Here is an 18,529-nt window from a genome sequence, read left to right as displayed (position 1 = left end):
CAGATGCGTATGCGCGGCTTGCAGCCGTTCTATTTTGCGCGCTCGTTACACGGCAATGTGAGCGTCAGACCTCAAGCCATTCCTGCCGCACGGCGGCATTGGCCTTGAGCTCGTCCGGCGTGCCCTCGAACACGACGCGGCCGTGGCCCATGATGTAGACGCGCTTCGAGATCCGCATCGCGATCGAGAGCTTCTGCTCGACCAGCAGGATTGCGACGCCGGCCTGCGCGATGCGGGCGATGAGATCGCCGACCTGCTGTACGATCAGCGGTGCCAGACCTTCGGTCGGCTCGTCGATCATGATCAGGTCCGGATCACCCATCAGCGTCCGGCAGGTGGTGAGCATCTGCTTCTCGCCGCCCGACAGCACGCCCGCGGCCGTATCGGCACGCGCGGCGAGATTGGGGAACATCTCGAGCATGTCCTCAAGCCGCCATTTGCCTGGGCGGCGCGTGTCCTTGACGCCGAGCAGGAGGTTTTGGCGAACCGTCAAGCTCGGGAAGATATCGCGATGTTCAGGGACATAGCCGAGGCCGAGGTGCGCGATCTTGTGGCTGGGCAGGCCGGCGATGTCCTTGCCCTTGAAGCGGATCGTGCCCTGCGGCGCGACCTCGCCCATGATGGCCTTGACCGTGGTGGAGCGGCCGACACCGTTGCGGCCGAGCAGGCTCACGACCTCACCCGCGGCGACATCGAGGTCGACGCCCTGGAGGATGTGGCTCTTGCCGTAATAGGCGTGGAGATCCCTGACCTCGAGCATCAGTGCGCTTCCTCGCCGAGATATGCTTCCTTGACCTTCGGATCGCGCCGGATCTCTTCCGGCGTGCCCGAGGCGATGATGTGGCCGTAGACCAGCACGGAGATGCGGTCGGCAAGGCCGAACACCACGCTCATGTCGTGCTCGACGATGACCAGGGTCTTGCCCTCGGTCAGCCGCCGGATCAGCGACACCGCGCGGTCGGTTTCGGCGTGGCTCATGCCGGCGGTCGGCTCGTCGAGCATGACGACCGTGGCCCCGCTCGCGATGGTGATGCCGATCTCGAGCTCGCGCTGCTCGGCGTAGGTCAGAAGTCCCGCCGGAACATCGCGCCGGTGCGTGAGATGGATGTCGTCCAGGATCTGAGCCGTGCGCTCGCGCACTTCCGGCAGGCTGTCGACGTTCTTCCAGAAAGCGTAGCGGTGTCCCGTCGCCCACAGCACGGCGCAGCGGACATTCTCCCAGACCGACATGCGGGCGAACACGTTGGTGACCTGGAACGAGCGCGACAGGCCGCGCCGGTTGATCTCGAACGGCCGCAGGCCGGAGATCACATCGCCGTTCAGCTTCACCTCGCCCGAGGTCGGCTTGATGTGGCCGCTGATCAGATTGAACGTCGTGGATTTCCCGGCGCCGTTCGGACCGATGACGGCGTGACGCTCGCCTTTCGCGACACTGAGGTTGAGATCGCGGATGATGCCGACATTGCCGAAGCGCTTTTCGACGGCGCGGACTTCGATAGCTGCGTTCTTTTCAGATACCGCTCCGCTCATGCCAGATACCCCCGGTCACGGGCGACCGTCGCAGCCCTGTCCCACGCGTCCGCGATCCTCCGCCAGCTCAGCCGCGCGACGAACGCACCGCCGACGACGAGAACTGCCGCGGTAATCCACGTCACCGGGGACTTCGCGTTGAACGGAATGCCAAACAGGTTGATCGGGTCGCCGCCGGAATAGCGCGCGACCGTCTCGATGGTGAGGATGACGCCGCAGGCGAGCGCCAGAGTCGGCACAACAGCGACGAGATAGGACGGGATCACCGTCCACAGCGTTCCGGCGCGAACCAGCGGCCGGTGCATCATCAACAGGCCGGCGATACCGCCCGGCGCGAACATCACGATGCCGATGAAGATGATGCCGAAATAGAGCTGCCAGACGCTGGTGAGGCCTGTCAGCCCGAGCTGGAGATAGGTCACCAGGATCGCGCCGAGGATCGGCCCGAAGAAATAGGCGATGCCGCCGATGAAGGTGGAGAACAGCACCAGACCGGACTGGATCGCACCGAGCAGCGCGGAGTTCGCGATCTCGAAATTGATCGCGGTCAGGCCGCCGGCGACGCCCGCGAAGAACCCGGCAAAGCAATAGGCGAGATAGCGGACGACGTGAGGATCGTAGCCGATGAACTGGACGCGCTCGGGATTGTCGCGGACTGCGTTGCTGATCCGCCCCAGCGGCGTCCGCGTCAGCGCGTACATCGCAATCGCCGACAGCACCAGCCAGAACGCGATGAGGTAATAGACCTGAACCTGCGGCCCGAACGACCAGCCGAACATCTTGGGCAACGCCGTGCGATCCGTGGTGATGCCGGCCTCACCGCCGAACACCGAGCGCAGGATCAGCGAGGACGACGCCACCAATTCGCCGATGCCGAGCGAGATCATCGCGAACACGGTGCCGGCGCGCTTGGTCATGACCCAGCCGATGATGACAGCGAAGACGAGACCACCGATCCCGCCGAACAGCGGAATGAACGGCAGCGGGATCGGCCAGCCGTGCGACACCACCGCATTCATCATGTGACAGGCCGCGAAGCCGCCGAGGCCGTAGTGCACGGCATGACCGAACGACAGCAGGCCGGTCTGGCCGAGCAGGATGTTGTAGGACAGCGCGAAGACGATCGCGATGCCGATCAGGCTGAACGACGTCAGCGAGCCGCCGGAGGAGAAGATCAGCGGCAGGACGATCAGCAAGGCAATGCCGATCAGCCAGACGCCGTAGAAGCGCAAGCCGTCGCCGGCGGGCTTCGATGCCGAAATCGGTTTGGCGGTCATGACTCGCGCGTCCCCATCAGGCCCATGGGGCGAACGATCAGAATGAGCACCAGCAGCATATAGGGAACGATCGGCGCGACCTGCGCGATTGTGACGTTCCAGATGTCGGTGAGGACCGACGGTCCCGTCGACGGATCGAGCGGTCCGAACGCACTCGCCAGCGAGCCGTTCAGCGCCACCGCAAAGGTCTGCACCAGTCCGATGACGAGCGAGGCGATGAAAGCACCGGGCAAGGAGCCGAGGCCACCGAACACGATGACGACGAACAGGATGGGCCCGAGCGCCGCGGCCATGTCCGACTGCGTGACCAGGGCCGGACCGGCGATGACGCCGGCAATGCCGGCGAGCGCGCTGCCGACGCCGAACACCACCATGAACACGCGCCCGACATTGTGGCCGAGATGCCCGACCATGTGAGGATGCGTCAGCGCCGCCTGCACGATCAGACCGACGCGGGTGCGCTTGAGCACGACCAGCAGCGCCACGAAGATCACGACCGAGACGGCCAGCATGAAGAGCTTGTAGGCGGGATAATTGGTCGAGAAGATCGTGAAGGCCGGGAAGTCGAGCAGCGCCGGTACACGATAGTCGACCGGGCTCTTGCCCCAGATCATCGACACGATCTCTTCGATCGCAAAAGCCAGGCCGAAGGTCAGCAGCAATTCCGCGACATGGCCGTGCTTGTGGGTGTTACGGAGGCCATAGCGCTCCACTGCCATGCCGATGGCGCCAACCAGCAGCGGCGCGAGCACCAGCGCCGGCCAGAAGCCGATCCACTTGGTGAGCTGGAAGCCGAAGAAGGCGCCGAGCATGTAGAAGCTGGCATGCGCGAAGTTGAGCACGCCCATCATGCTGAAGATGACGGTCAGCCCGCTCGACAGCAGGAAGAGCAGCATGCCGAACAGCACGCCGTTCAGGGTCGAAATGACAATGAGTTCAAGCACAGCGCACTCGTCTCTGTCCGGGGCCTGATGGCCCCGGTGAACATCGCCCAATCAAGAATAGTCCAGCCACCGATTCCCGCGACCGATGGCGGCCGCGGGAAAACGACGGCTGTCGTGATTACGGCCGCGCCATCTTGCAGGTCGTGGGGACCATGGCCTGCGCCGTGTCGACCTTGGAGACGAGGTGCCAGCCCCAGCCGGTGTTTTCCTCGTCGAACGGCTCATTCTCGGTCAGCTTGCCGAAGGAGGAAATGTAGATCGGCTGCAGGAACTGGTGGTCGTCCTTGCGCATGATGCCGTTGCCGCCGTCCAGGACCTCGAACTTCAGGTCCTCGAGCGCCGCCGCCACCTTCACGGGATCGATCGAGTTGGCCTTCTCGGCAGCCGCCTTGAACATGCGCATCTCGTTGACCGCACGCGGGTACCAGAGCGACAAATTGACCTTGGCGCGGAACGCCTTCTCGTAATCCATCGCGGTCTTGTTGCCGGAATTCGCAAAGCCTTCGGTGATCTGGAAGACCTGATGATCGAGGCCGGTCTGCTTGACGGCAGTGGGGCCGCCGGCGCCGCCGGCATAATAGGTGTACCAGTTGACCTTCAGGCCGGCGTCAGCGGCAGCCTTGAGCAGCAGCGCGAAGTCCTGGCCCCAATTGCCGGTGACGACGCTGTCGGCGCCGGACGCCTTGATCTTGGCGATATAGGGCGAGAAATCGGTGACCTTCAGCAGCGGATGCAGCTCGTCGCCGACGATCTGGACGTCGGGCCGCTTGGCGCCGAGCATCTTGCGCGCGTCGGAGCGGACGGACTGACCGAACGAATAGTCCTGGTTGATCAGGTACACCTTTTTGATCGAGGCGGTGTCCTTCATGTAGTTGGTGAGCGCCTCCATCTTGATGTCGGAGCTCGCATCCCAGCGGAAATGCCAGTAGCTGCACTTCTCGTTGGTCAGGCTGGGATCGACGGCGGCGTAGTTGAAGTACAGCACTTCCTTGCCGGGATTTCGCGTGTTGTTCTTGGTGACGAAATCCGACAGCGCCGCGCCGACGGACGAGCCGTTGCCTTGCGTGATGTAGTGGACCCCGGCGTCGATCGCCTTCTGGGCCTGCACCAGGCTCTCCTGCGGATTGGTCTTGTTGTCGAGCGGCACGATCTCGATCTTGTGGCCGAGAATGCCGCCCTTGGCGTTAAGCTCGTCGGCCAGATACTGGAATGTCTTCAGACCACCCTCGCCGACGCTGGCGCCACCGCCGGAGAGCGGATCGATGTAGCCGATCTTGAGGGTGTCCTCAGCCGACGCGGCATGACCGAGCATCGGGGCGATCACGGCAATGGCCAAAGTGAGCTTGCGCATTTTTTCGTTTCCTCGCTGGCTATCGACTTTAGTCGATGGGCTTTTTGCGCATGTTGCAGCGCAATTGCAGATCCCTAATGAGCAGAACGAACTTTGATTTTCAAGCTCGGCGAGACATGGCTCCGGCCATCGTTATGAAATGTGAAGGCGGCTGCCCGTCTCGCCGGCAGCTTTCCGCGACGAGGAATAGAACGCAAGGGGAAACTGGCCTGCGCGGCGCCCGACGACGCAGGTGTCGCAGCCGTCTACAGGCTGCGATAGTTCGCGATTCCCGACAGGTCTGGCGTGAATCCGAGCCCCGGTTCCTCGCCGAGGACGATCGTACCATCCGTGACATTGGCAACGGCACCGCAGAACCGGTCGCGCAGCGGATTGTCGTTGGCATCGACCTCGAGCCAGCCGTCGCCGCCGATGCCCGCCAGCAGATGCGCCGAGGCAAGCAGTCCGATGCCGCCGCCGAGATAATGCGGGCAGAACGTCTTGCCCGCCTTCAGGATGTCGCGCGCGACGCCAGCGCATGCGCTCAGCCCGCCCCATTTCGCGATGTCGGGCTGAACGACGCCGAGCACGTCTTCGGCCAGGACATCCTTGAAGCCCTCGACGCTCGAAATGTTCTCGCCCGCGGCAATCGGCATTGTCGCGCTCGCCCGTAGCCGGCGCCATTCCTCGCGCCGCCGGTCGGCGCGGAGGGGCTCCTCCAGCCAGCGCAGATCGAACGCGGCCAACCGCGGCAGCATCTCCAGCGCCTGATCGACCGACCAGCCCTGATTGGCATCGGCGGCGAGCATGCCCGCGCCGACGATCGCGCGCAGCGCGGCCAGATTGGCGAGATCGGTCTCGGCACCGAAGCCGACCTTCAGCTTCAACGCGCGATGGCCGCGCTTGAGTGCAGCTTCGGCCGTTTGCGCGGCGCCACCGGGATTGATGCCGCTGGCATAGACCTTGATCCTGCCCGTCTGCCCGCCGAGCAGCCGCCACAACGGCAAGCGCCGCCGCCGCGCCGAGAGATCCCACAGCGCGAGATCGATGCCGGAAATCGCCTGCGCGAACGGACCGGGCTCGCCGCATTGGAGCGCGAGCACCTCGGTGCCTTTCGACAGGACCTCGAAAGCCTGAGCGGGACCGTCGAACCTGCGCCCGACAATGCCCGGAGCGAGCACTTCGTTGACAAGCCGGGCACGGTGCTCGGCGCCCGGTGCAGGAAAGTTGGACCAGGCTTCGCCCCATCCCTCGACACCGTCCTCGTCGAGCGCGCGAACGAAGACGGCCGGACGGTTGAGCATCTTGCCGAACGACGTCACCACCGGCGTCGCCAAGGGATAGCGATAGCAGAACGCCTCGATCGAGCGGATGATGAAGCTGTCAGTCGTCATATTGCAGGTCCTGCGACCGAGGTGAGACCACGCGGGACCGTTACCATCTCAGTAGGCGCGCGCGAAGTCACCTTCCTGCTTGATATCAGCGAACACCGGGAAGCGCGCCTTCCACGCCGTGCCCTTGGCCGTGGTCAGCTGATTGAGCCGTTCCAGCACCCCGAGGCCATCCTTGCGCAGGCTGGCCGACACCGCTGCGCGGTCCGGAAAGTTCTTCAGGACGGCATCCAGCCAGATGGTGCGGCCCGCCAGGAAACCGCTTGCGCCTGCGGCATAGGAGTAGTCGAGCACGCGCTCGAACTTTTCAGGCGCAGCGCCGCCCGACAGCAACACCCAGGGGATGCTGCGTTCGCGGCAGATATCACCGATCGCATCGAACTCCTTCTGCGCGGCCTTTGCTCCCGTGCTGCCGTCACGCGCCGGCAGGCTGTTGGCTGCAAGCGGGCTCTCCAGCTTGAGGAGATCGACGCCGTATTCAGGCTTTGCGAATTCGCGCACGCTGTCGATGACGAGGCCCGGGAGCTTGCCGGGCGATTCCACGTAATCGGCCGTGTGATTGGCGCTGCCGAGGAACGGGTAGACCAGCAACTCGAGCACGTACGGGATATCGTGACGGGCGCAGTCTTCGCCGATTTCGCGCACGAAACGCTTCTGGTGCTCGTTCACCGCCGCATCGGCGTCCGGCCGGTACCAGGCCAGCACCTTGACGGCGTCGCCGCCCATCGCGCGGATCTTCTCCACGCTCCAATTGGTGATCGCGCGCGACTTGCGGCCGCCCGCGGTTTCCTCAACGCGGTGCTCTTCCAGCGTCATGATCAGACCGCAGCGCGGCGGCAGCAGGTCGATCGCGGCAGGCACTGCGAAGTTCGGGTCGAACAGCATCGAACTGCAATGCGGCGCGAGGTTCTCGACGAGGAGACGCTTGGCCGCCGTGACGTCGGAATATTCGACCTGGTCCCGCGTGATCCCCTTTGCCTTTGCAATGGCGTCGAACAACGGCGGCCGCTGATCCAGCGCGACCATGCGAAAATGGCCATCCGCGTCAGCAAGCCGTGCCAGGCCGCGGTTCTTTCCAATCGTTCTCATGGCTTCGTCCTCATGAATACAAGACACTCGTTGATCTCAGGGATTCCGTTACGGCCGCCGGCGTGGCGGCATTTCATGGCGGCCGTCGCCGCCGAAAACGCCATGGCGGCGCGCACATCGAGGCCGGCGCCGATTGCGAGCGCATAGGCGCCGTGGAAGACGTCGCCCGCGCCCGTGGTGTCGACGACGTCGACGGCGTAGGCGACCTGCCGGTGCAGCTGGCCGTTCTCGTACCAGCTCACGCCGCCCTCGCCGCGCGTAACGGCGATGACGCGGCAGCCGAAGCGCGCAAGGGCTGCGAGATATCTATCTTCGGCCGAGCCGGCAAAGGCGGCGAGCGCGGGCTCGGAAAAGATGGCGTGATCGGTCAAGGGCAGCAGCCGCTCGAATACCTCGGCATCGGCCATGTCGCCGTCGAGCACCGTCGGAATGCCGCGCGATCGCGCTTCCCGAAACAACGTCGCGGCGCCTTCGACCCAGCGCGGATCGGCCAGCACGGACGATGCGCGCGCGACAGCTTCGAGCGGAAGCCAGTTCGCGGCTTCCGGATAAAGGCCGCGGAAATTGACGATCTGCCGCTCGCCGGAGCTGTCGACGATGACCCCGGACACGGACGAGCGGCCGTCGGGAAACAGCCGGAAATTCTCGACATCGACGCCTTCGGCCGTGAAGGCCGATTTCATCTCATGGCCGGCGGCGTCATTTCCTGCTCGCCCCCAGAACGCGACGGACGCGCCGAGCTTCGCTACCGCGACGCTCGCATTGGCGGCCATGCCGCCGCCAAGCGTACCGTACTCGACGGCCTTGATCTTCTCGCTTCCACCCGCGAATGGCCGATCGACGCGCCAGACCTGGTCGAGCGCGGATAGCCCGAGGCAGATCACGTGCACGGGCTTCGTGCCGGACGCAACGTCCGCGAGATCCACTATATTGGCCGGCGCGCTCACCGCAGGACCTGTCCGTTGGATGCAGCAAACAAATGCGTCTTGCCCGACTGTGGGCGCAGATTGATGCGATCACCAACCTTCGGCCGCAGCGCCGGATCGACCCGCGCGATGGCGGAGCCGCCGGCGAGATCGAAATGGATCAGCGTGTCCGAGCCGAGCGGCTCGACCAGCTTGACGTTGATGGCGATGCCATCGGCGGCATCAGTGGCGATGGCAAAGTGTTCGGGGCGAATGCCCAGCACGGCGTTGCCGGCTTTGCTCAGGCAGCCAGCGGTCTCGCCGTCCAGCGGCACCACCGTTCCGCCTTGCGACAGGATCGCGCGCTCCTGACGCCATTCGACCGGGAAGAAATTCATCGCGGGCGAGCCGATGAAGCCGGCGACGAACTGGTTGGCGGGCCGCTCGTAAACCGTCTCCGGTGTATCGTATTGCTGGATCGTGCCGCTCTGGAGCACGACGATCCGGTCGGCCATGGTCATGGCCTCGATCTGGTCATGTGTCACGAAGACCATGGTGGTCTTCAGCTCCTGCGACAGCGCCTTGATCTCCGCCCGCACCTGCCCGCGCAGCTTCGCATCGAGATTGGAGAGCGGCTCGTCGAACAAAAAGGCCTTGGGATTGCGCACGATGGCGCGGCCCATGGCGACGCGCTGGCGCTGACCGCCGGACAACTCCTTCGGCTTGCGGTCGAGATAGGGCTCGATGTGCAGCAGTGCGGCCGCACGCCTCACGCGGGCGTCGATCTCGGCCTTCGGCGTGCCTCTCAGCTCCAGCGCAAACGACATATTGTCGTAGACCCGCATGTGCGGGTAGAGCGCGTAATCCTGGAACACCATCGCGATATCGCGCTGCGCAGCCTGGACGCCGTTCACGCGCTTGTCGCCGATGTAGAGATCGCCGGACGAAATCGGCTCGAGGCCGGCGATGATGCGCAACAAGGTCGACTTGCCGCAGCCGGACGGGCCGACGAACACGACGAATTCGTGGTCCGCGATCTCCAGATTGAGATCGGGGATCACGGTGAAATTGCCGTAGCGCTTGGTGAGGTTGCGGATCGAGATCGAAGCCATGATCGCTCAGTCCAGTGCCAGCACAGGCTTGATCAGCTCGCCCTTGGCGAAGCGGGCGAAATTCTCCGGCAGAGCCGACAGACCGAACTCGCCATCGACGAGGACGCGGTACTCGTCCTTGTATTTGCGCAGCAGTTCGACATTCGGCTCGAAATCCGAGACCGGGAAGTAGAAGGTCCGGATCATGTAAAAGTCCTTGCGGCGGAAGACCTTGCCTTCCTCGATGGTCCAGGGCGCGGCGTTCTCGCCGACCAGCACCAGCGCGCCGCGCGGCAGGACCAGCTCGATGCCGAGGTTGCGCGCGGCATGTGCACCGGAGCATTCCATGATGAGGGCAAAGCGCTTCGAGGTATCTCCGACCGGGTGCGCATTTGCGCCAAAGGACTGTGCAATCTTCAGCCGCGCCGCGTTGGGATCGGCAACGTGGATATCGTCGTAGCCGAGCGCGCGGAGCGCCAGCACGACGCCGAGGCCGACGGGCCCTGCGCCCATGACGAGCACAGGCCCAGCCTCGCTCGCCGGCACGACGCGGCTGACGAAGCGCACGGCGTGGCCCGACGTGCCGATGGTGTCGAGCAGCAGCGGCGCAAGGCTGTCCTCGATATCGTCAGGCACCGGCAGCAGGCAGTTCTCCGGCACCGGCACATATTCGGCATAGCCGCCCGGCCTGTTCCAGCCGATCAGGCTGGAGACTTCCAGGCACATCTGGGTATCGCCGCGCTTGCAAGCGGCGCAGTGGCCGCAATGCAAGGGGATATAGACGGCGCAACGGCGTCCGTGCAGGCGATGACCGGGCTGCTCGACGACACCAAAGATCTCATGGCCGGCGGTGAACTCGGCGCCCTTGTGCCAGAGCTTGAAGTCGGAGCCGCACAGTGCGGTGCGCGAGACGCGGACGAGCACTTCATCTGTGCCGACATCGGGCATCGCGACGCGCTCGATGGTGATGCGGTCATTGCCGTGGAAGACCGCGGCCTGCATGATCGAATTCGGACGGGGCGACACGTTCATTTCGATACCTAGCCTTTCACCGCACCGAGCGTCAGTCCGGACACCAGCCAGCGCTGAACCAGGGCCGCCAGCACCAGCGGCGGCAACGCGATCAGCGTCGCCGCAGCCATGAGAGCGCCCCATTGCGTTGAGCCCTCACCGATGAAGTTGAAGGCGGCCGCGATCAGCGTCTTGGTGTCGCCGTTGGAGAGCACCAGCGCAAACAGGAAGTAGTTCCACGAAAACACGAAGGCGAGGATCGCCGAGACGGCGACGCCTGATGCCACCAGCGGCAGCGCGATGCGCCAGAGGATGCGCGTGACGCTGCACCCATCCACCTGCGCCGCCTCGAACACGCTGCGCGGAATGCCGTCGAAGGACGGCAGCAGAACCCAGATCACGATCGGCAGCGTGATGACGGCGTGGCTGAGGATCAGGGCGGTGTAGGAGCCGATCATGCCGATTTGCCGGAACATCACGTACCACGGCAGCAGGAACAACGTGCCGGGCGCCATGCGCGCGGCGAGCGTCAGGATCGCCGGCCACGAAATCCGCGTCCAGGAGACGGCGAAGGCAGCAGGAATTCCAAAGAGCAGACCGAGTGCGGTCGAGCCAACGGTGACGATGAGACTGTTGAGCGCGTAGCTGAGGAACGGCGTGGTCCTGGTCAGCTCGACATAATTTTCCAGCGTCGGCGAGAAGCTCAGCGTCGGCGGATAGGCGGTGACCTCGAACGACGGCTTGAACGAGGACAGCACCATCCAGACCGTCGGCGCCATGATGAGCACGCCGGCGAGCAGGAGCTGCACCGTGTTGAGCCAGCGGATCCAGCGGTCGGTGTTGGCGGCATCGCTCATGACATCACCAGGCCACTGCGCCGCGCAGGCGGTTGAAGGCGAGCACGGCGCCGAACACGATCGCCGTCAGCGTCAGCATCAGGGCGCTGGCATAGCCGATGTTGAAGAACTCGAAGCCGACCCTGAAGCCGTAGATGTTGAGCGTGTTCGAGGCGTTGCCCGGGCCGCCCTGGGTCGTGATGTAGATGATGTCGAAGAAGCGCAGCAGATCGACGCTGCGCAGGATCGCCGCGGTGACGATGGTCGGCAGCAGCAGCGGCAGCGTGATGCGCTGGAAAGTCCTGAATGGCGACGCGCCGTCGATCTGCGCCGCCTCGTAGACGCTCGGCGGCAGGGATTGCAGGCCGCCCAGCACGATCAGGGCGACATAAGGCGTCCACTGCCAGCTGTCGATCAGAGCCACGGTCGGAATGACCCAGGTCGGCGAGGCCAGCCAGTCCGACGGCGGCAGGCCGAATGACTGGAGGATATAGTTGGCAGCACCGAGCGACGGATCGAGGATCACCAGCCACATCATGCCCGCCACCACCGGCGGCATCATGAAGGGCGAAATGAACAGCGAGCGCACGATGCCTGGCAGCCGCTTGGCGTGGAACAGCACCAGCGCCAGCCAGACGCCGAAGACGAGCTGCAGCACCAGCGACAGCACGAATAGCGCAATGGTGATCCACAGCCCGTGCCAGAATTCGTAATCGGAGATCAGCTTCGAATAATTGGCGAGGCCCGCGAAAGACTGCTTGCCGGTCGAGGAGAAGGTCTGGAAGCCGAGCCAGATCGTATAGACGACCGGAAACGCGATCATCGCGACCGTGAAGACCACGGCCGGCGCCGATAGGGCCGCCATCTCCAGCTTCTGCCGGTCCTGCGTGAGTGTCGCAGCCGCATCAGACATGCGTTCGTATCCTCGATCGAGTTGGGTGCCGGCAGGCAGCAAGCCTGCCGGCATGAGGCGGTTAGTTCAGCGCGATCAGCGCATCCAGCGCCTTGTCGGCATCCGCGCAAGCCTGATCGACGGTCTTCTGCTTCAGGATCAGATCCTGTACCGCCTGCCCGATGAACTCGCGCGATTGCGGATTGGCGACGATGGGATAGCCGACCTCGGAGGAGCCCTTGGTTGCGAGCACGTCGAGCGCGGCCTGCCATTCCTTCCGCACCGGCTCCTCGTCGATCCACTTGCGGTATTCAGGATCCTTGGCGACCGACGGACGCGGCGGGGCAATGCCCTGAAGCGCCATCTTCTTCTGCACCTCGGGGCTGGTCGCCCATTGCACGAAGTACCAGGCCGCATCCGGCTGCTTGCTGTGCGAGGACACTGCCATGCCCCAGCCGATCGTGGTCGGCACCTGGCCGGCATCGCCCGCCGGGAACGGCAGCAGGCCGGTGTCCTTCAGGCGCGCGCCGCCTTCCATCACCGTGCGCAACTCGTTCGACGACTCAAACGCCATCGCGGCGCGGCCGCCGCGGTAGAGCGCCGAAATCTGCTGGAAGCTATAATTGACGACGCCAGGCGGTCCGAAATCGCGCAGCAACCGGCTATAGGTGTCGAGCGCTTCCTTGCCCTTGACCGAGCAGAGGTTCGACCTGCCGTTTGCGATATAGCTGCCGCCGACATTGTGCAGCATGTTGCTGAAGGTATAGGCAATCGCGGGCTTGAGGCCGCGCGACACGAACGGCGTCACGGTGCTATCGCAGCTCTTGATCTTCTCGGCAGCGGCCTCGACGTCCTTGATCGTCTTCGGCGCCTCGAGCCCGCACTTTTTGAAGATGTCGGTGCGGTAATAGAAGATCGGGCCTTCGATGTTCATGGGCATGCTGGTCAGCTTGCCGCCGAAGGTCGCGGCCTTCAGCAGGGCCTGGCTCAATCCGTTGGGGTCGTATTCCCTGGCCACCTCGTTCTTGGCCATCGCGGTGAGATCGCCGTACCAGCCGGCGGCGGCGAACTGCTCGCCCTCGCGCGAGGGCAGCGTCATGAACACGTCCACCTCGTCGCTGTTCGCATTCATGACGGTCACCAGACGCTGGCGCATCTGCTGCTCCTGATAGCCGTCGACCTTGAGGGTCATGCCGGTCAGCTTCTCGAAATCGGCCTTGTAAGTCAGCAGCGCCTGCGACACCGGATTGTTGTTGGCGAGAAAGGTGACGGTCTTGCCCTTGAACTTCATCCAGTCGAAATCGGCGGCGTGCGCCTGCGCGGTCGCCGCAGCAATCGCGAGAACGGGCAACGCGACGTGGGTCGCGAGCATCCTGGCCTTCATCGAACTCTCCTCCCGGCTGGCCGCCTTAAGCTGGCGGACCATTTTGAACACGCTTGAGCAGTACTTGAAAACGGTTACAAAATAGACCTCGCATCCGCCGTGTCAAGCGATGGACAAGCCGCACAATCTGCGGCAGATTCGCGACATTGCCGCTACCATGCGGCTCGCTACGCCCGATGTAACGTTACATTCATGAGACTGACCAACGCCAAGTCTGTGAAGCAGGGCATCCGCGCCGTGGCGGCCCGTGCCGGCGTCTCGACGGCATCGGTCTCGCGCGCCCTCAACAACCCCGACGCGGTGAGCCCTTCCTTGCGGGCGCGTATCGAGCAGGCCATCGACGCGCTCGGCTACATCCCGCATGCGCCGGCGCGCATCCTGTCGTCACGCCGCTCGCGCACGCTTGGCGCAATCGTACCGACGATCGACAACACGATGTTCGCACGCGGCATCGCCTCGCTGCAGCAATATTTGTCGTCGGTCGGATACATGCTGTTTCTCACCACGAGCGGCTACGATCTCGACGTCGAATTGCAGCAGGCGCGCAATCTGATCAGCCGCGGCGTCGACGGCCTCGTGCTGCGCGGCGATTGCCATCACGACGGATTGCGCAAGCTGCTGGCGGACAACGCGGTGCCCTTCATCAATGTCGGCATCTACCAGCCCGACCGGCCCTATCCTTGCGTCGGCACCGACAACGAAGCCGCCGCCCATCGCGCCGCCGCGCATGTCATCGAGCTCGGCCACCGCCGCATCGGGATCGTCTCGGCGCTCCAGCGCAACAACGACCGCGCCAGCGCGCGCGTCGCCGGCTTTCGCCGCGCGCTGACGGAGAACGGGCTCGAATTGCCTTCGCAATGGCATGTCGAGGTGCCCTATACGCTGGACGACGCGCGCGAGGCGGCCCGCTATCTCCTGGGCCTCGAGGACCGCCCGACAGCCGTGGTGTGCGGCAACGACGTGATCGCCTATGGCGTGCTGCTCGAAGCCGAGCGCAGCGGTTTTTCGGTGCCGCGTGACCTCTCGGTGGTCGGCTTCGACGACCTCGACTGGAGCCGGCATTTGCGGCCGAGCCTGACCACGATCCACGTACCGACCGGAGAAACCTGGCAGCGCGCCGGCGAATATCTGGTGCGCAGCCTCGCCGGCGAGCAAACCATCATGCATCGCGAGATCGACTTCTCGCTGGTCGTCCGCGAGTCGACGGCAGCGCCCCCGAAATCCCTGAAGTGAGACACTCCCGATGAATCCGAACTTTTCCCTCGCCCCCGGCTTCCATGCCGTCGTGATCGGCGGCGCCGGCGACATTGGTGCCGCCATCAGCAATCAATTCTGCGATCTGGGTGCGGCGGTGACTGCAACGGGTGCGAACGAGGCCGATCTTGCCCGCACCCTCCTCAAACCGCGCGCGGGCCTCACGCTCGCGACGCTCGATGTCACCGATGACGCGGCCGTCACGTCCTTCGCCCGGAAACACAAGCGCGTCGACGCGCTGATCAACTGCGCCGGCGTTCTCGCGCGCGACAAGGAATTCGAGATCGAGACCTTCATGAAGGTGCTCGACGTCAATCTCACCGGCACGTTCCGGACCTGCATGGCATTCCGTCCGCTGCTCGCGGAGCAGACGGGATCGATCGTCAACATCGCTTCGATGAACGCGACGCTGGCGCTGCCGCGGATTCCCGCCTATTGCGCCAGCAAGGGCGGTGTCGTGATGCTGACCAAGGCGCTGGCCTTGAAGTGGGCCGAAGAGGGCATCCGCGTCAACGCGGTCGCGCCCGGCTATGTCGAAACCGCGATCAACGCCGCCGGTCGCAGCGACCTTGCGCATTATCAGCGCATCGCCGACCGCACCGCCTTCAAGCGCTGGGGACAGCCAGAGGACATTGCCGGCGCCGTCGCTTTCCTCTGCATGCCGGCTTCGCAATATGCGACCGGCACCGTCATTGCCGTGGATGGCGGCTTTCTGGCGGGGTAGCGCGCGGGTTCTATACGCCCAGCGCCTTGCGGTTGAACGTCCGCAGGAAGCGCAGCGACAACGTCCGCACGTTCGCGACGTTGAGCAGCCAGGCCGCTGCGGCGTAAGCAACCCCACCCGCGGAGCTGACGACCATCAACGCCACGATACCGGTACCGCCGGCTTGCGTCCGCGCAATGAGGATGGCGCCCGCCATCGCCGCAGCCGAAGCCGCAACGCCGGCGAGGCGGTTGACGTCGAACGGCACGGGATGGGCGCGGTGCATCAGGGCGACGGCGACGACGAAGCCGAGCGCTTCGGTGGCGAGCGTGGCGAGCGCCGCGCCGTAAAGGCCGTAGCCGGCCACCAGCGCGAACATCAGTGCCACGCTCAGAACGAGCGTGAGGAACGACTGCGCCGCCAGCATGAACGGCCGCTCGGCGAGCTGGAAACTGATCTGCACATAGAATTGATTGGCGATGCCGAAGAAGCGCGCGAGCACCAGCGTCGGCAGCAGCGCCGACACGCCGGCGCGGAAATCGACGCCGACGAGCGTGCCCGCGACCTGGTCGGCCGCGAGCGCGAGCCAGACGGCGACGGGTGCGACGACGACGAGCAGCAACTCGAGGCTCTCGCTCAGCCGCTCCCGCGTCGTCTCGTTGTTCTTCTCCGACAACGAGCGGAACACCAGCGGCACGGTCGCGGCCGCGACGCTGGAGGCGATCATCACCATGAACTGGCGCGGCAGATCGGCGGCGACGCCGAAAATGCCGGCGGCGTCCTTGCCGAGCAGATAAGCGACGATAAGCCGGTCACAGGCCGAATAGACCGCAACGGACAATCCGGCCAGCGTCAGCGGCAGGCCGTAGCGCGCCAGCTGCATGAACTGGCTTCGCTCGAAGCGCGCGATCTTCGTGCGGTCGCCGACGAGATTGAGAATGATGCCGGTGAGCGAGCCCAGACCGAACGCGGCGAGCAGTCCCAAGCCACCCCAGCCGAGCCAGATGCCGAGCAGACCAAAACCGACGCTCGACACGCTGCGGACGATCGAGATCGCCGCGAACCTGTAGGGGCGCAATTTGGCGCGTTCGAATTCCTGACCGACATCGACGGCATTGGCCATGATCGCCACGAACATGCTGGCGAGCAGCAGCTCGACACTGAGGTCGCTACGGAACAGAATGACCAGCGGCGTGGTGGCGCAGAGGACCGCGGCCGTCAGCCCGAAGGCAACCATCGCCGTGCCGCGAAAATCCACCTCCGCCGACATCGCCTGATAGCGGGACACCGACAGCTTGATCCAGGCGAAGAAGATCGCGCCCAATATGCCGGCGAGGCTGATGCCGACGACATAGACGCCGTACTCGGCCGGCGTCAGCAGCCGCGTGTAGGCCGTGACCGCGAAGAAGCCCACCGCTGCGGGCAGGATATAGGCAACGAGATAAATCGAGAAATGGCGGTTCAGCATGCGAGCACAGGACCGGCAACGGTGTTGTGATGGTGACGGCCGTTAATCAATGACCTTGGCGGGGCGAACGAACTGCGCCGCAGCATCTCTCAAGAGTGTCACATAAGTCTGCAGATCGGGCGGCGAATGAGGCTGGAAGGCCGCTTTCGCGCGTTAGCGTTAAATTTGCCCTTTCCCTGGGGCGGTTCGAGCGATCACGACACGAAACCCTGATCCAGACTGGAACAGCGACGCAGCGCCACGCGCGTTGCGCACCGGACATCCGCAAAGGTTAACCCAACGACAGGAAACCCCGGCGTCGCAAGGCGCCGCTTGGTACGATGGCGCATTGGTTCCAAAAGGAACGTCCCACCGTGACCAGGCTCGACAGACGCGAATTTCTCCTCGGCGGCGCCGCAGCACTCGCGGCGGGGGCATCGGCGTCCGCCGCGCCGGCATCAAAACTCGCGCAGCGCCGTCCGGGCTTTGGCGCTGCGGCGACGCTCTGGGACCTGCAAGCCGATCCCAGGCTCGGCGAAGCCATCAGCACCTATTGCACCCAGGTGGTGCCGGTGCTCGAGCTGAAATGGCCGATGCTGCGGCCGAACGCGCACACGTTCAACTTCGAGCGCGCCGACGCGATCCTGGATTTCGCCAGGGAGAACGATCTGACGATGCGCGGCCACGCGCTCGCCTGGTATCACGACATTCCGGACTGGACCAAGCAGATCAAGGACACCAAGGGCGTCGAGCGCGCCTATGTCGACCACATCGGCACCGTCGTGTCCTATTACAAGGACAAGCTGACGTCGTGGGACGTCGTCAATGAGCCGATCCCGGACAATCCGAAGAAGATCACCGACCGGCGCGACACGTTCTGGACGCAGCATCTGGGCAACCGCTGGATTCCGCTGGCCTTCCGCACGGCGGCCGCGGCCGATCCCTTCGTCAAGCTCGCGATCAACGAATATGACATCGAGTCGGCGAAGGACTCGTTCATTGCCAAGCGCGCGGCGTACCGCAACCTGATCATGGACCTGCTCGACCAGGGCGTGCCGCTGCACGCCGTAGGCCTACAATCGCATCTGCATGCCGAGCTCGAGATCGACACGCATGGGCTCGCCGAATTCGTCACCGAGTTGCGCTCCTGGGGCCTCGATGTGCTCGTCACCGAGCTCGATGTCGACGACCAGAAGCTGACGGGAAGTCCTGCGGAGCGCGACGCCATCGTCGCCAAGCGCGTCGACGATCTCCTGACCGCGATCTCGACCAGCGGCCCGGTGCGCTCGATCCTGACCTGGGGCCTCTCGGATCGCTATAGCTGGATCAACGGCACCTTCGCCCGCGCGGACAAGCAGCCGAACCGCCCCTTGCCGCTCGACGGCGAGTTCAAGCCGAAGCCGTTCATGGACGTCATCAGCAAGTTCACGAGAGACGCCTGAGAC

The 18,529-nt window shown here is 64.6% G+C and carries 17 protein-coding genes; 3 read left to right on the top strand and 14 right to left on the bottom strand.

All coding sequences use genetic code 11. The features are described from left to right. Positions 1 to 64: 64 nt before the first annotated feature. From ABIB95_RS36975 to ABIB95_RS36915, 13 genes are all read right to left on the bottom strand, one after another. A complete protein-coding gene (locus ABIB95_RS36975; RefSeq protein ID WP_354247083.1) occupies positions 65 to 760 on the bottom strand; it encodes an ABC transporter ATP-binding protein in 696 nt (231 codons plus the stop codon). After that, positions 760 to 1,530 carry an ABC transporter ATP-binding protein gene (locus ABIB95_RS36970; RefSeq protein ID WP_354247081.1) on the bottom strand — a complete coding sequence of 257 codons (771 nt, stop codon included), beginning with the start codon at positions 1,528 to 1,530 and terminating at the stop codon, positions 760 to 762. Before ABIB95_RS36970 ends, ABIB95_RS36975 begins: the two co-directional genes overlap by 1 nt. Next, the gene (locus ABIB95_RS36965; protein ID WP_354247078.1) at positions 1,527 to 2,807 is read right to left on the bottom strand and encodes a branched-chain amino acid ABC transporter permease; all 1,281 of its coding nucleotides are present in this window, start codon (positions 2,805 to 2,807) and stop codon (positions 1,527 to 1,529) included. Before ABIB95_RS36965 ends, ABIB95_RS36970 begins: the two co-directional genes overlap by 4 nt. Beyond that, positions 2,804 to 3,751 carry a branched-chain amino acid ABC transporter permease gene (locus tag ABIB95_RS36960; RefSeq protein WP_166349822.1) on the bottom strand — a complete coding sequence of 316 codons (948 nt, stop codon included), beginning with the start codon at positions 3,749 to 3,751 and terminating at the stop codon, positions 2,804 to 2,806. Before ABIB95_RS36960 ends, ABIB95_RS36965 begins: the two co-directional genes overlap by 4 nt. 118 nt (positions 3,752 to 3,869) lie before the next feature. Continuing rightward, positions 3,870 to 5,102 (bottom strand): branched-chain amino acid ABC transporter substrate-binding protein, encoded by a 1,233-nt coding sequence (locus tag ABIB95_RS36955; RefSeq protein ID WP_354247075.1) that lies wholly within the window; start codon positions 5,100 to 5,102, stop codon positions 3,870 to 3,872. Positions 5,103 to 5,347: 245 nt separating this feature from the next. After that, positions 5,348 to 6,475 carry a mandelate racemase/muconate lactonizing enzyme family protein gene (locus tag ABIB95_RS36950; protein ID WP_354247072.1) on the bottom strand — a complete coding sequence of 376 codons (1,128 nt, stop codon included), beginning with the start codon at positions 6,473 to 6,475 and terminating at the stop codon, positions 5,348 to 5,350. A 48-nt stretch (positions 6,476 to 6,523) separates the two neighbouring features. After that, positions 6,524 to 7,561, bottom strand: a complete 1,038-nt coding sequence (locus tag ABIB95_RS36945; protein WP_354247069.1) for a tagatose 1,6-diphosphate aldolase — start codon at positions 7,559 to 7,561, stop codon at positions 6,524 to 6,526. Continuing rightward, positions 7,558 to 8,487 carry a sugar kinase gene (locus tag ABIB95_RS36940; RefSeq protein WP_354247066.1) on the bottom strand — a complete coding sequence of 310 codons (930 nt, stop codon included), beginning with the start codon at positions 8,485 to 8,487 and terminating at the stop codon, positions 7,558 to 7,560. Before ABIB95_RS36940 ends, ABIB95_RS36945 begins: the two co-directional genes overlap by 4 nt. Before the next feature lie 17 nt (positions 8,488 to 8,504). Further along, positions 8,505 to 9,578 (bottom strand): ABC transporter ATP-binding protein, encoded by a 1,074-nt coding sequence (locus ABIB95_RS36935; RefSeq protein WP_208069594.1) that lies wholly within the window; start codon positions 9,576 to 9,578, stop codon positions 8,505 to 8,507. Positions 9,579 to 9,584: 6 nt separating this feature from the next. Beyond that, positions 9,585 to 10,589: a zinc-dependent alcohol dehydrogenase family protein gene (locus tag ABIB95_RS36930; protein ID WP_354247063.1), complete on the bottom strand. Its 1,005-nt coding sequence runs from the start codon at positions 10,587 to 10,589 to the stop codon at positions 9,585 to 9,587. An 8-nt stretch (positions 10,590 to 10,597) separates the two neighbouring features. After that, complete coding sequence (locus tag ABIB95_RS36925; RefSeq protein ID WP_354247060.1) at positions 10,598 to 11,425, bottom strand: carbohydrate ABC transporter permease; 828 nt, start codon at positions 11,423 to 11,425, stop codon at positions 10,598 to 10,600. A 4-nt stretch (positions 11,426 to 11,429) separates the two neighbouring features. Beyond that, positions 11,430 to 12,317: a carbohydrate ABC transporter permease gene (locus tag ABIB95_RS36920; protein WP_354247059.1), complete on the bottom strand. Its 888-nt coding sequence runs from the start codon at positions 12,315 to 12,317 to the stop codon at positions 11,430 to 11,432. Positions 12,318 to 12,378: 61 nt separating this feature from the next. Continuing rightward, positions 12,379 to 13,680, bottom strand: coding sequence for an ABC transporter substrate-binding protein (locus ABIB95_RS36915; protein ID WP_354247056.1), 1,302 nt, complete (start codon positions 13,678 to 13,680; stop codon positions 12,379 to 12,381). Between the two features lie 192 nt (positions 13,681 to 13,872). Between ABIB95_RS36915 and ABIB95_RS36910 the strand changes: the two genes are divergently transcribed. Then, complete coding sequence (locus ABIB95_RS36910; RefSeq protein WP_063985365.1) at positions 13,873 to 14,913, top strand: LacI family DNA-binding transcriptional regulator; 1,041 nt, start codon at positions 13,873 to 13,875, stop codon at positions 14,911 to 14,913. A gap of 10 nt (positions 14,914 to 14,923) precedes the next feature. Continuing rightward, complete coding sequence (locus ABIB95_RS36905; RefSeq protein WP_354247053.1) at positions 14,924 to 15,658, top strand: SDR family NAD(P)-dependent oxidoreductase; 735 nt, start codon at positions 14,924 to 14,926, stop codon at positions 15,656 to 15,658. Between the two features lie 10 nt (positions 15,659 to 15,668). On the opposite strand, the gene ABIB95_RS36900 is transcribed toward ABIB95_RS36905, so the two are convergent. Continuing rightward, the gene (locus tag ABIB95_RS36900; protein ID WP_354247051.1) at positions 15,669 to 17,105 is read right to left on the bottom strand and encodes a lipopolysaccharide biosynthesis protein; all 1,437 of its coding nucleotides are present in this window, start codon (positions 17,103 to 17,105) and stop codon (positions 15,669 to 15,671) included. A 353-nt stretch (positions 17,106 to 17,458) separates the two neighbouring features. Between ABIB95_RS36900 and ABIB95_RS36895 the strand changes: the two genes are divergently transcribed. Next, positions 17,459 to 18,526, top strand: coding sequence for an endo-1,4-beta-xylanase (locus tag ABIB95_RS36895; RefSeq protein ID WP_354247048.1), 1,068 nt, complete (start codon positions 17,459 to 17,461; stop codon positions 18,524 to 18,526). Positions 18,527 to 18,529 lie beyond the last annotated feature (3 nt).

Source organism: Bradyrhizobium sp. LA2.1 (assembly GCF_040547725.1).
Taxonomy (GTDB): Bacteria; Pseudomonadota; Alphaproteobacteria; order Rhizobiales; family Xanthobacteraceae; genus Bradyrhizobium; species Bradyrhizobium barranii.
This window is presented reverse-complemented; position numbering and strand designations above follow the sequence as displayed.

What these genes read in the sequence shown, in the direction of transcription:
- ABIB95_RS36975 (WP_354247083.1), bottom strand. Translation starts at nt 760, where the DNA reads ATGCTCGAGGTCAGGGATCTCCACGCCTATTACGGCAAGAGCCACATC.
- ABIB95_RS36970 (WP_354247081.1), bottom strand. Translation starts at nt 1,530, where the DNA reads ATGAGCGGAGCGGTATCTGAAAAGAACGCAGCTATCGAAGTCCGCGCC.
- ABIB95_RS36965 (WP_354247078.1), bottom strand. Translation starts at nt 2,807, where the DNA reads ATGACCGCCAAACCGATTTCGGCATCGAAGCCCGCCGGCGACGGCTTG.
- ABIB95_RS36955 (WP_354247075.1), bottom strand. Translation starts at nt 5,102, where the DNA reads ATGCGCAAGCTCACTTTGGCCATTGCCGTGATCGCCCCGATGCTCGGT.
- ABIB95_RS36950 (WP_354247072.1), bottom strand. Translation starts at nt 6,475, where the DNA reads ATGACGACTGACAGCTTCATCATCCGCTCGATCGAGGCGTTCTGCTAT.
- ABIB95_RS36945 (WP_354247069.1), bottom strand. Translation starts at nt 7,561, where the DNA reads ATGAGAACGATTGGAAAGAACCGCGGCCTGGCACGGCTTGCTGACGCG.
- ABIB95_RS36935 (WP_208069594.1), bottom strand. Translation starts at nt 9,578, where the DNA reads ATGGCTTCGATCTCGATCCGCAACCTCACCAAGCGCTACGGCAATTTC.
- ABIB95_RS36930 (WP_354247063.1), bottom strand. Translation starts at nt 10,589, where the DNA reads ATGAACGTGTCGCCCCGTCCGAATTCGATCATGCAGGCCGCGGTCTTC.
- ABIB95_RS36925 (WP_354247060.1), bottom strand. Translation starts at nt 11,425, where the DNA reads ATGAGCGATGCCGCCAACACCGACCGCTGGATCCGCTGGCTCAACACG.
- ABIB95_RS36920 (WP_354247059.1), bottom strand. Translation starts at nt 12,317, where the DNA reads ATGTCTGATGCGGCTGCGACACTCACGCAGGACCGGCAGAAGCTGGAG.
- ABIB95_RS36915 (WP_354247056.1), bottom strand. Translation starts at nt 13,680, where the DNA reads ATGAAGGCCAGGATGCTCGCGACCCACGTCGCGTTGCCCGTTCTCGCG.
- ABIB95_RS36910 (WP_063985365.1), top strand. Translation starts at nt 13,873, where the DNA reads ATGAGACTGACCAACGCCAAGTCTGTGAAGCAGGGCATCCGCGCCGTG.
- ABIB95_RS36905 (WP_354247053.1), top strand. Translation starts at nt 14,924, where the DNA reads ATGAATCCGAACTTTTCCCTCGCCCCCGGCTTCCATGCCGTCGTGATC.
- ABIB95_RS36900 (WP_354247051.1), bottom strand. Translation starts at nt 17,105, where the DNA reads ATGCTGAACCGCCATTTCTCGATTTATCTCGTTGCCTATATCCTGCCC.